The 11,184-nt window shown below is 76.3% G+C and carries 7 protein-coding genes; 3 read left to right on the top strand and 4 right to left on the bottom strand.

Annotated features, from left to right (window positions below):
- Positions 1 to 304 precede the first annotated feature (304 nt).
- Positions 305 to 1,978, top strand: coding sequence for an alpha-glucosidase (locus E2C05_RS23320; protein ID WP_240046851.1), 1,674 nt, complete (start codon positions 305 to 307; stop codon positions 1,976 to 1,978).
- A 271-nt stretch (positions 1,979 to 2,249) separates the two neighbouring features.
- On the opposite strand, the gene E2C05_RS23315 is transcribed toward E2C05_RS23320, so the two are convergent.
- The 4 genes from E2C05_RS23315 to E2C05_RS23300 all read right to left on the bottom strand — a co-directional run bounded on the left by E2C05_RS23315 (position 2,250) and on the right by E2C05_RS23300 (position 6,358).
- Positions 2,250 to 2,507 carry a hypothetical protein gene (locus E2C05_RS23315; RefSeq protein WP_133222044.1) on the bottom strand — a complete coding sequence of 86 codons (258 nt, stop codon included), beginning with the start codon at positions 2,505 to 2,507 and terminating at the stop codon, positions 2,250 to 2,252.
- Entirely contained in the window at positions 2,507 to 2,719 is a 213-nt protein-coding gene (locus tag E2C05_RS23310) for a hypothetical protein (RefSeq protein ID WP_133222043.1), read from the bottom strand. Before E2C05_RS23310 ends, E2C05_RS23315 begins: the two co-directional genes overlap by 1 nt.
- A 115-nt stretch (positions 2,720 to 2,834) precedes the next feature.
- On the bottom strand, positions 2,835 to 3,311 hold the full coding sequence (bcp, locus tag E2C05_RS23305; protein ID WP_133222042.1) for a thioredoxin-dependent thiol peroxidase: 477 nt from the start codon (positions 3,309 to 3,311) through the stop codon (positions 2,835 to 2,837).
- The gene (locus E2C05_RS23300; RefSeq protein ID WP_133222041.1) at positions 3,308 to 6,358 is read right to left on the bottom strand and encodes a bifunctional [glutamine synthetase] adenylyltransferase/[glutamine synthetase]-adenylyl-L-tyrosine phosphorylase; all 3,051 of its coding nucleotides are present in this window, start codon (positions 6,356 to 6,358) and stop codon (positions 3,308 to 3,310) included. Before E2C05_RS23300 ends, bcp begins: the two co-directional genes overlap by 4 nt.
- A 92-nt stretch (positions 6,359 to 6,450) precedes the next feature.
- Here E2C05_RS23300 and E2C05_RS23295 point away from each other — a divergent pair, with 92 nt between their 5' ends.
- Entirely contained in the window at positions 6,451 to 10,131 is a 3,681-nt protein-coding gene (locus E2C05_RS23295; protein WP_133222040.1) for a YhdP family protein, read from the top strand.
- A 255-nt stretch (positions 10,132 to 10,386) separates the two neighbouring features.
- A partial coding sequence (locus tag E2C05_RS23290; RefSeq protein WP_158292321.1) for a HAMP domain-containing protein occupies positions 10,387 to 11,184 on the top strand: 798 nt, incomplete at its 3' end.

The raw sequence follows: 11,184 nt of genomic DNA, 5'->3' as shown, positions 1-11,184 counted from the left end.
GCCGGCCGGGCCGCCCTGGCCTGGGCCGGGTTGCGGCGTCCGCCGGCCCGGGCGACGGGGCCCGGCGGCGCCCTCGCTGCCGTGCAGCGTCACCCCTCCCAGCGCAGGGCAGGGCACCGGCGCGCCCGTGCCGCCGCTGCCGGATGAGGCGCCGCCGCCTGGCATCCCGATGCCGGGCCAGGCAGGGCGGCGCCGGACAGGCTGGCCCCTGCGCCGCCACCGGTCCCGCCGGTTCATCTGTGGGCCATCCAATACCGATGAGACTTCCCGGCGCGGCACAACCCAGACGCGAATCCGGATGGACATGACCCATATTTCACGCAATCATTTCGAGATCGAACGACGTGGCGGTACGGGGCGGATGGACAGCCAGGCGGAATGGTGGCGCGGCGCCGTCCTCTACCAAGTCTACCCCCGCAGCTTCGCGGATTCCGACGGCGACGGGGTCGGCGACCTGCCAGGCCTGCTGGCCCGCATCGACCACATCGCCTCGCTCGGCGTGGACGGGATCTGGATCTGCCCCGTCTATGCCTCGCCGCAGCGGGATTTCGGCTATGACGTCGCCGATCACTGCGCCATCGACCCGGTCTTCGGCTCGCTGGCCGAATTCGACACGGTGCTACAGGCAGCGCATGACCGCGGCCTGAAGGTGCTGCTGGACCTGGTCGGCGGCCATACCTCCGACCGGCATCCCTGGTTCGATGCCAGCCGCCGCGGCCGGGCGGCGCCGACCGCCGACTGGTATGTCTGGGCCGACCCTGCCCCCGACGGCATGCCGCCGAACAACTGGCTCAGCGTCTTCGGCGGCAGCGCCTGGACCTGGGAACCGCGGCGGCGGCAGTACTACCTGCACCATTTCCTGCCCAGCCAGCCGACGCTGAACCTGCAGAACCCGGCCTGCCTCGACGCGCTGCTGGACGTCGCCCGGTTCTGGCTGGATCGCGGGGTGGACGGCTTCCGGCTGGATGCCATCGACTTCCTCACCCACGACCCGCTCCTGCGCAGCAACCCGGCGGTGCCGCCGCCCGGCGGCCAGGTGCCGGCCAAGCTCTTCGCGCTGCAGCGGCACGACCATGACATGATCCAGCCCGCCAGCCTGGACGTGCTGCGGCGGATCCGGGCGCTGCTGGACCGCTACCCGGGCCGGGTGTCGCTGGGCGAGGTCTCCTCCCAGGACGGCGCCTTCGACCGCATCGCCGCCTACACCGGCGCGCCCGACCTGCTGCACATGGCCTACACCCTGCGGCCGCTGCGGCACGGCTTCGACCTGCCGACCCTGCAGGCGCTGCTGGAGGATGCGGTCCGCACCTGCGCCCGCGGCTGGCCCTGCTGGTCCTTCTCCAACCACGACGTGGTGCGCGCCGCCACCCGCTGGGCGCCCAGGACGGGGGACGGGGACGGCGTCGAGGATCCGCGCTTCACCCGCCTGCTGCTGGCGCTGCTGCTGAGCCTGCCGGGCAGCGCCTGCCTGTACCAGGGGGAGGAGCTGGGCCTGCCCGAGGCCGACCTGACCGAGGACGAGATCCGCGACCCCTTCGGCATCGCCTACTGGCCGGAGTTCAAGGGCCGCGACGGCAGCCGCACGCCCATGCCCTGGGCAGCGGCGGAGCGCTTCGCCGGCTTCACCCCGGACTGGTCCTATCCCTGGCTGCCGGTGCCGCCGGCGCACCGCGCCCTGGCGGCGGATGTGCAGGAGGCCGATCCGGACAGCACGCTGAACCTCACCCGCGCACTGCTGGCGCTGCGGCGGGCGAACCCGGCGCTGCGGCACGGCACGGCGGCGCCGCTCGACCTGCCGGCACCGCTCTTCGGCTTCCTGCGGGAGGCGGCGGGGCAGCGCGTGGCGCTGGTGTTCAACCTCAGCGACCGGCCGGCGGCAGTGCCGGAGGGGATCGCGGACGCAGTCGAAACCCTGCCGCCCTATGGCTTCGCCCTGCTCACGCCGGCGGCCGCGTTGCGGGTGCGCGAGGCGGCCTGACCGGCCAGGGGCGCCGGGCCCGGGCCGCCGCGACCTGCGCCGGGCGGCGCCGGTCGATCGCGTCCAGGACCGGATGCCGCGCCGCCGCCGCCGGTCGATGCCGGGGCGGATTGCCGCGGCGGGAAGATCGGGCCGCCCGGCGATCCGGCCTCGCACCCCGGGTGCCATCGGGGGCATGGCGGCCCGGCGACGACGGCCTGCGCGTGTCGCGCGGGGCCGGCGGATGCACGCCGCCAAGGGCCGCCCGGCCTGCGCCGGACGGCCCCGGGCCTCACGGGCCGCGATACCAGCCCTGCCGCCGTGCCCAGCGGTCGCGCTCCCGCTCCTCCTGCCAGGCATCGCGGCGCCATTCCCGGTGGCGGCGCCGCGCGTCGCGCTCGCGCCGCCGCCATTCCTGCTCCCGCCACCGCTCATAGGCGCGGCGGCGGCGCTGGTCTTCCCACCAGGGCAAGGGCTGGGCGATGGCCGGGGCAGCGGCCGCCGCCCCGGCCAGGGCCAGCAGCAGCGCCCGCCGACCGAGGCCGGGCATCAGTACCGGCGCGGCGCCGTCAGCGCGCCGCCGGCCGCGCCGATGCCGCCGCCGACCAGCGCGCCGGTGCCGACATTGCCCCCCGTGAGCGCGCCCACCCCGGCGCCGGCACCGGCGCCCAGCAGGCCGCCCGAGACCGCGCGGCCGCCCGGCGAACTGCCGCAGGCGGCCAGCGCCACCAGCATCAGGGAAGCGAAAACGATGCGTGCCATGGGTTCCTCCGCGTTTGTCCCACGGTGGAACGCCCCGCCCCTGGCAAAGTCGCCGTAACGACTGTTTCAGGTGCAGGCCGCGGATCAGGCCGCGGATGGCGCCGCTGGCAAAGCGCTATGCCAGCCCCTGCGCCGCCTTCAGCACCTCGGCCGCATGCGCTTCCGGCTTCACCTTGCGCCAGACCTTGGCCACCTTGCCGCTGCCGTCGACCAGGAAGCTGCTGCGCTCCATGCCCATGTACTTCTTGCCGTACATGGATTTCTCCACCCAGGTGCCATAGGCCTCGGCCACCTTGTGGTCCTCGTCGGAGGCGAGCGGGAATTCCAGCCCGAATTTCTTGGCGAATTTCTCGATGGGCGGGATCTTGTCCGGGCTGACGCCGATGACGGTGAGGCCGAGCTTGCCGAGCTGCGGCAGCGCTTCCTGGATGCCGCAGGCCTGCTTGGTGCAGCCGGGCGTGTCCGCCTTCGGATAGAAGTACAGCAGGAAGGGTTTTCCCTTCAGGCCGGACAGGCTCACGGTCCGCCCGCCGCTCGCCGGCATGGAGAAATCCGGCGCCGCCGCGCCCTCCGCTGGTCCTGCCTCGCTCATCCCGCAGCCCCCGTCCCCATTGGCGCCGATCCCGCCGGCGCGGCGCCGAGCGGACCAAGGCGCCGCTCGAACACCGCGCGGACCTCCCCGGCGATCTCCGCCATCTGTGCGCGCAACCCGGGGAGGTCAACCGCCGGCGCCGGCAGCAGCGGCGCGGCGGCGCGCAGCAGGGCGGCGACGGCCGGCGCCGGCAGCGCGGCATCGCGCGACCGGCCGATGGTCAGCCGCACCAGCCCGGCGACGGTGCGCCACAGCCGCTCGGCGCGGATCAGCGCCTCCGCTTCCTCCGCCGGCAGGATGCCCGCCTCGCGCAGCCGGGCCAGCGCCACGCGCGTGGTGGTCGCCAGCACCTTCGGGTTCGCCGCCGCATGCCGAAGCTGCAGCGCCTGGGCGACGAACTCCACCTCCACCAGGCCGCCGGGCATGGCCTTCACGTCCCAGGGCCCCTCGGGCGGCAGGTCGCGCAGCATCCGGGCGCGCATCGCCACCGCATCGGCCAGCGCCGCCTCCGCCGTGCCGGGCCGGGTGATGGCGGCGCGCAGCACCTCGTTGATCCGCCGCTTCAGCGCCGGCGGCCCGGCGATCGGCCGGGCGCGGGTCAGCGCCATGCGCTCCCAGGTCCAGGCCTCGGTCATGTGGTAGCGCTCGAAGGCGCCGATCCCGACCGCGACCGGGCCCTTGTTGCCGGAGGGGCGGAGCCGCATGTCCACCTCCCACAGCCGTCCCTCCGCCCCCGGCGCGGTGATCGCGCTGACCACCTGCGGCGCGAGGCGGATGAAATACTCGCTGGGCGCCAGGGATCGCCGGCCGCCCGTGCTCTCCGCCGCATCCGCGTCGTGGTCATAGAGCAGGACGAGGTCGAGGTCGGAGCCCGGCAGCATCTCCCGCCCGCCGAGCTTGCCGAGGGCGAGGACCGCCAGCGCGCCGCCCGGGACGCGGCCGTAGCGCTCGGCGAAATCCGCCATGATGCGCGGCAGCAGGGCGCTGACCGCGGCATCGGCCAGGTCGGCGCGCAGCTCGCCGGCCGTGTCGGCGTCGATGGTGCCTTCCAGCGCCGCCGCGTCGATCTCGAATTTCCGCGCCGTCGCCAGGCGGCGGGCGGCGTCCATCGCCTCCTCGATATGGCGGGCATCCTTCACCAGCGCGGGCAGGCCGGCGGCGGGGTCGGCGGCGGTCGGCGTCAGGCCGCCGGCCAGCAGCCCGTCCAGCGCCGCCGGGTTGCGCGCGAGGTGCTCGGCCAGCTGCGGCGCGGCGCCCAGCAGCCCGGCGATGCGGTCCAGCAAAGCGGGGTTGCGGTGCAGCAGGCTCAGCACCTGCACGCCGGCGGGCAGCCGCCCCAGCACGGTGTCGAAGCGCACCAGCGCCTGGTCGGGATGCGGCTGCCGGCCGAAGGCGGCCAGCAGCGTCGGCATCAGCGCCGTCAGCAGTTCCCGCGCCCGCTCGCTCCGCGTCGCCCGCGGCCTGCCATGGTGCCAGGACCGCACCAGGGCGGCGACCGAGGCCGGGTCGGCGAAGCCCAGGCGCTGCAGGGTGGCCAGGGTGGCGGGGTCGTCCTCGACGCCGGTGAAGACCAGGTCGCCGGTGTCGCCGCCGCCCGGCGTCTCGACCGAGAGCGGCGGCGCCGCCTCGAAGAAGCTGCCGTAGTGCCGCTCGACGCGGCCGAGATGCCGGAGGAAGGTCTCGGCGAAGGTGTCGGCCGAGTCGAATCCCATGAAGGACGCGATGCGGGCGAGGCCGTTGGGGTCCTCCGGCAGCCTGTGGGTCTGCCGGTCCGCCACCATCTGCAGGCGGTGCTCGAGATTGCGGAGGAAGACATAGGCATCGGCGAGGTCCGCCGCCGCCCGCCGGTCCAGCCGGCCGGCGCCGGCCAGCGCCGCCAGGGCGCCCAGCGTGGTCGGGTCGCGCAGCGCCGGGTCGCGGCCGCCCCAGATCAGCTGCAGCACCTGGGCGGTGAACTCGATCTCCCGGATGCCGCCGCGGCCGAGCTTCACGTCATGCCCGGCGACGGCGATGGTGGCGCCTGCCCCCTTCGCGCCCTTGTGCACATGGATCTGCCGCTTGATCGAATGGATGTCGGAGACGGCGGCGAAATCCAGGTGGCGGCGCCAGACGAAGGGGCGGATCTCGCGCAGGAAATGCTCGCCCAGCGCCTTGTCCCCGGCGACCGGGCGGGCCTTGATCATGGCCGCCCGTTCCCAGTTCTGCCCCATGCTCTCGTAGTAGACGATGGCGGCGTTGATGGAGACGGCGAGCGGCGTCGCCGCCGGGTCCGGCCGCAGTCGCAGGTCCGTGCGGAAGACATAGCCCTCGGCCGTGCGTTCCTCGAGCAGCCGCACGAGGTCGCGCGCGAGGCGGACGTAGCAGGCGCCGGCGCGGTCGCTGTGGTAAGTGGCGGCCTCCGGGTCGTACAGCACCATGAGGTCCACATCCGAGGAGTAGTTCAGCTCCCGCGCGCCGAGCTTGCCCATGCCCAGCAGGGTGAGGCCGCTGCCCTTGCACACCGCCCGGGGATCCGGGCGGGCGCCGTTGGCCGGCCGGGCGATGCGCAGCTCCCCCCGCTCCCCCGCCGCCAGCAGCAGGTGGGCGCAGGCGAAGTCGATGGTGCCGTCCGCGAGGTCGGAGAGCGCGCCGGTCACCCGGTCGAGCGGCCAGAGCCCGGCGAGGTCGGCGGCGGCGATGATCAGCGCCGCCTGCCGCTTCACCTGCCGCAGCATGGCGCCCACCGCGTCGCGCGCGGCGCCGGGATCGGCGCGGCGCAGCGGCGCGAGGGCGAGGTCGAAGGCCTCGTCCGGCCCGCGCTCCTGCAGCCGGACCAGCGCCATCGGCTCGCGCTGCGCCAGGTCCGCCAGGAAGGGCGCATGCCCGCCCAGCGCCCGCAGCAGCGCCGCGCCGCCGGGGCTCGCGGCCAGGGCGCGGGCCGGGGCCTCGCCCTCGGCGACCTGCTGGATCAGGCGGTCCGCGGCTTCCGGGTCGAAGGGGCGGGGCAGGCGCTCCGGCAGCAGGGTCCCCACGGGCGGCCGGCTGTCGGGGGTTTGGCTCTCGGGCATGATCCGCGAGGGAAGGGGTGAGCGCGGCCCGCGGTCAAGCCTCGCTGCGCCCGCCGGCGGACCCGGCCGGAGACCGGCCAGGGCACGCGCCGGTGGACCAGCCCGGGGTGCCGCCCCTGGCGCTTCCCGCGGCGGCGCCCGCCGGGCGCTGGCGGGCGCTGCGCTGGTGCTGGGTGGCGGCGCACCGGCTGGTGGCGGTGGCGCTGGCGGCGCTGGCGCTGCTGCTCGCCGGGCTCGGCCTGCTCGCCTGGCGGCTGGCGGACCGGCCGCTGGCGGTGCCGGCGCTCGCCGCCCGGATCGAGGCGGCGGTGAATGCAAGGCCGGACGGCCCGCGCCTGTCCATCGGCCAGGCCGCCATCGCCTGGGAAGGCTTCCGCGGCGGCAGCGCCGCGCCGCTCGACATCCGGCTGCACGACGTGCGGCTGCGCACCGCCGATGGGCGGGCGGAGGCGGAGCTGCCCGACGCCGCGCTCGCCCTGTCGGCGCGGGCGCTGCTGCGCGGCGTCATCGCGCCGGCGACGATCGAGCTGCGCCGGCCGCGGCTGCGGGCGACGCTGACCGAGGGCGGGATCGCCCTCGGGCTCGAAACCCCCGGCCAGGAGGCGCCGGAGGCCGCGGCCGCCGTTCCCGCCGACCTGCCCGGCCTGCTGGCCGGGCTGATGCAGCCAGCGTCCGACCGCGACGCGCTGGCGGCGCTGCGCCGCATCCGGATCACCGGCGGGGAGGTGGTGCTGGCCGATCCCGCCGCCGGCCTGACCTGGCGGCTGCTGGAGCCGCAGCTCGACCTCCGCCGCGCCGCCGGCGGCGGGCTGCAGGCGGAGGGCGAGGCGGTGCTGCACGCCGGCGCGGTCAGCGTGCCGGTGCGGGTCACGGGGGAGGCGCAGGGGACGCCGATGCGGCTCGTCCTCGGCCTCACCCTGCCGGCGCTGCGGCCGGCGGAGCTGGCGGCGATCTGGCCGCCACTGGCGCCGCTGCAGGTGCTGGACGCGCCGGTGGCGCTCACGGCCCATGCGGAATTCGATGCCGCGGCGCGGCCGGACCGCATGGAGGCGCGGCTGGTCGCCGGGCCGGGCGACCTCGTCCTCGGCGATCCCGCCCGGGCCGGGCAGCGCCTGCCGCTGGCCGGGCTGGAGGCGGTGGTGGAGGGCAGCAGCCGGGCGCTGCGGGTGCGGGAGGCGGTGCTGCGCCTGCCCGGCCCCGGCGCCGCGGCGGGGGGCACGCGGCCCGGTCCCTCCCTGACCGCCCAGGGCGAGGTGCTGGAGCGCGACGGCGCCTGGCACGCCCGCCTCGACCTCGGGGCCGGGCCGCTGCAGTTCGAGGCGCTGCCCGGCCTGTGGCCGGCGGCACTGGCCCCGGCGGCACGGGCGGCGGTGCTGGGCGCCGTGCCGGCCGGGCTGCTGCGGGATGCCCGGGCGAGGGTGGAATTCACCGTGCCGACCACGCTGGACGCGGTGCGGCTGCAGGAAGCGCGGCTCGGCCTCGCCGCCTCCCAGGCGGTCGTCGCCCTGGGCGAGGGGCGGGCGGCGGCGGATTCGGTGGACCTCGCCCTGCGCTACGCGCCGGGGTCGCTGCGGCTGGAAAGGCTGGCGGTGCGGCTGCCGGGGACCGAGGCCTCGGCCGGCGCCGCCGCCCCCACCCCCACCCTGCTGGCCGAGGGCGAGGCGCGGCTGCAGGCCGGCACCTGGCGCATCGGCGCCACGGCCCGGCTGGATGCGATGCTGGCCACCCAGCTTCCGGCCTATTGGCCGGAAGGGCTGGGCAGCGGCCCGCGGCAATGGGTCACCGGCAACGTCACCGCCGGGCGCATCAGCAACGGCCAGTGGCGGCTGGAGGCCGAGGCGCCGGAGGCGCTGGACGGGTTCCGCGTCACCGGCCTGACCGGGTCGGTCGAGGTGACGGACGCCACCATCCACTGGCTGCGGCCGGTGCCGCCGGTGACCGAGGGCGCCGCCACGGTGGAGTTCGGCCTGACCGAGATCACCATCCGCGGCCGTGGCGGCCGGCAGATGCTGGCGGATGGCAAGCCGAGCGGCATCGAGCTGAAGGAGGGCACGGCCCGCTTCCTAAAGCTGGATGTCGAGCCGGGCTATGCCGATCTGAGCTTCCAGCTGGCCGGTCCGCTGCCCGACGTCTTCACCCTGCTGCGCCACCCGCGCCTGAAGCTGTTCGAGAAGCGCAAGCTCGAGGTGCAGGCGGCGGCCGGGCAGATGGAGGCGCGGCTGAACGTCTTCTTCCCCTTCTGGGCCGACCTGCCGATGGAGGCGCTGAAGATCCGCGCCACCGGCCGGGTGACGGAGGCGCGGCTGCCGGGCGCGCTGGTGGAGCGCGACCTGGACCGCGGCGCCATCGATTTCGCCGTGGACACCGAAGGCCTCAAGCTATCGGGCCAGGCGCAATGGCTGGGCGCGCCGGTCCGCCTCGGGCTCGAGATGGATTTCCGCGCCGGCGGCGCGGCGCAGGTGACCGAGCGCGGGACGCTCGCCGGACGGGTCGAGGCGCGGCAGCTCGCCACCCTCGGCCTCGACTTCGCCATGCCCTTCGTCGAGGGGCCGGTCGGGGTGGAGGCGCGCTACGAACGCCGCCGCAACGGCCAGGGCAGCGTCGCCCTGAAGGGCGACCTGCGCGACATGCGGATCGGGCTGGAGCCGGCGGGCTATGCCAAGCCGCCCGGGCTGCCCGGCCAGGCCGAGGCGGTGCTGCGCCTGCAGGGCGACACGCTTGCGGCGCTGGACGGGCTGCGGCTGGAGGCGCCGGAGCTGGCGCTGCGCGGCCGCGCCGCCTTCGGCGCGCGCAGCCGGCTGGAACGGCTGGAGATGACGGACGGGGTGCTGGGCCGCAGCCGCTTCGCCGGCGACCTCCGCCGGCCGGAGCGGGAGGGCGCGCCCTGGCAGGTCGGCCTGCGCGGTCCGCTGCTGGACCTGAAGCCGGCGCTCGACGCCCCCGGGCGCGGCCGCGATGCGCCGGCCGAGGACTACCCGCCGCTGCAGCTCGATGCCCGCTTCGACCGGGTGACGCTGGGCGAGGGCCGCGCGCTGCTGGGGGTGCAGGCCCGCGCCCGCACCGATGCGCAGGGGCTGCTGCGGGAAGCCCAGGCGCTGGGGCGGACCGGCGCCGCGCCGGGCCAGGGGGAGTTCGACTTCGTCCTGGCGCCGCAGGGACGGCAGCGGCTGCTGCGGCTGCACGCCACGGATGGCGGGGCGCTGCTGCGGGCGCTCGACCTCGCGGATGCCATCCAGGGCGGGCGGCTGACGGTGAACGCCGCCTATCCCGAGCTGCGGCCCGGGGCGCCGCTTTCCGGCACCGCCGAGCTGGACCAGTTCGTGCTGCGCGACGCGCCGGCGGCGGCCAAGCTGCTGCAGGCCATGACGCTGTACGGGCTGGTGGAGGCCCTGCAGGGCGGCAGCGGCCTGGTCTTCTCCCGCCTCGTCGCCCCCTTCACCCTGACGCCCGAGGCGCTGGTGCTGGCGGATGCGCGGGCCTTCTCCGCCTCCCTCGGCCTGACGGCGAAGGGGCGGATCGACCGGCAGCAGCGGGCGGCGGCGGTCGAGGGCACGATCGTCCCGGCCTACATGTTCAACACCCTGCTCGGGAACCTCCCGTTGCTGGGCCGGCTGTTCAGCCCGGAGGCCGGCGGCGGCGTCTTCGCCGCCACCTTCCGGGTCCAGGGCCCGCTGGACGACCCGCAGGTGACGGTGAACCCGCTGGCGGCGCTGACGCCGGGCTTCCTGCGCGGCCTCTTCGGCCTGGGCAACGGGCGGGACGCCGGGCCGTAGGGCGGGCTGCGCCCGCGCCCGGACCCACGAACCGCGTCCGGCGATCGATCGTGCAGCGGGTCCGGGCCGCGCGGCGCCCGCGCCGTTCCGCGATCCGCGCCAGGCCGGGGCGCGCCCGGCGGCGCGCGGCCGCCAGCATCCATCCGCGCCCGTATCGGCCCCCGGGAAAGGCCGGGCCGTGCGGGGCGCCGCGGTTTCATCCGCCCTTCATCCCGCGGGCACATGCTTGGCCGGATCGCCATCCGGACCGGCCGCATGCCGCAGACCCTGACCCTCACCGCCCGCACCGTGCTGGTGCTCGGCATCGCCCTGCTGATCCTGGGCGGGACGGTGCTCTATGCCGAACGCCTGCTGGCCGAGGTGGACGAGACCTATTCCGCCACGCTCGAGGATGTCGCCGCCGGGCAGATGGCGGCCGCCGACGGCACCCGCGCGGTGCTGCGGGCGCAGCGGGAGATCTACCGCGCCCTGCTGCAGGCCGACCGGCCGGACCAGGCCCGGCAGCGCCTGGCCGCATCGCGCGAGGCGGCGGCGCTGGTGCAGACCACGGTCGGGGAGGCGGCGCAGCGCCTGCGCCTCGGGTCCGAGACGGCGGCGGTGCTGGCGGTGCGGCAGGAATTGCTCGGCCTGGCGACGGAGGCCGAGACGCTGATCGCCGCCGGCCGCGGCGCCGAGGCGCGGGCGACGGTGGGCGCGAAGCTCGACGCGCTCACCACCCGGTCCCGCCTGGCGACCGATGCGATGACCACCGTCAGCCGCGCCCATGCGGATGCCGAGAATACCCGCCTCAGTGCCGAGGTCGCGGCGCTGCGCCGGACGCTGCTGGTGGCGCTGGCGATGGCGCTGCTGGCCGGGATCGGCCTGGCCTGGTGGCTGCTGCAGCACGGCGCGGCGCGGCCGCTGCGCGCCCTGGCGGAGCTGGCGAGGGCGCTGGCGGCGGGGGATCTGGACCGGCCGGTGCCGGCGGCAGACCGGCGCGACGAGGTGGGGCGGATCGCCGCCGGGCTGGCCAGCCTGCGCGACGCGGCGCTGCGCGCCCGCGCGCTGGAGGCC

It is taken from the genome of Paracraurococcus ruber (assembly GCF_004353985.1).
GTDB classification, from domain to species: domain Bacteria; phylum Pseudomonadota; class Alphaproteobacteria; order Acetobacterales; family Acetobacteraceae; genus Paracraurococcus; species Paracraurococcus ruber.
The sequence above is the reverse complement of the archived record's forward strand: the minus strand, read 5'-3'. Positions and strand labels throughout refer to the sequence as shown.

Excerpts from the sequence above, each read along its gene's own strand:
- E2C05_RS23320 (WP_240046851.1), top strand. The coding sequence starts at position 305 with ATGACCCATATTTCACGCAATCATTTCGAGATCGAACGACGTGGCGGT.
- E2C05_RS23315 (WP_133222044.1), bottom strand. The coding sequence starts at position 2,507 with ATGCCCGGCCTCGGTCGGCGGGCGCTGCTGCTGGCCCTGGCCGGGGCG.
- E2C05_RS23310 (WP_133222043.1), bottom strand. The coding sequence starts at position 2,719 with ATGGCACGCATCGTTTTCGCTTCCCTGATGCTGGTGGCGCTGGCCGCC.
- bcp (WP_133222042.1), bottom strand. The coding sequence starts at position 3,311 with ATGAGCGAGGCAGGACCAGCGGAGGGCGCGGCGGCGCCGGATTTCTCC.
- E2C05_RS23300 (WP_133222041.1), bottom strand. The coding sequence starts at position 6,358 with ATGCCCGAGAGCCAAACCCCCGACAGCCGGCCGCCCGTGGGGACCCTG.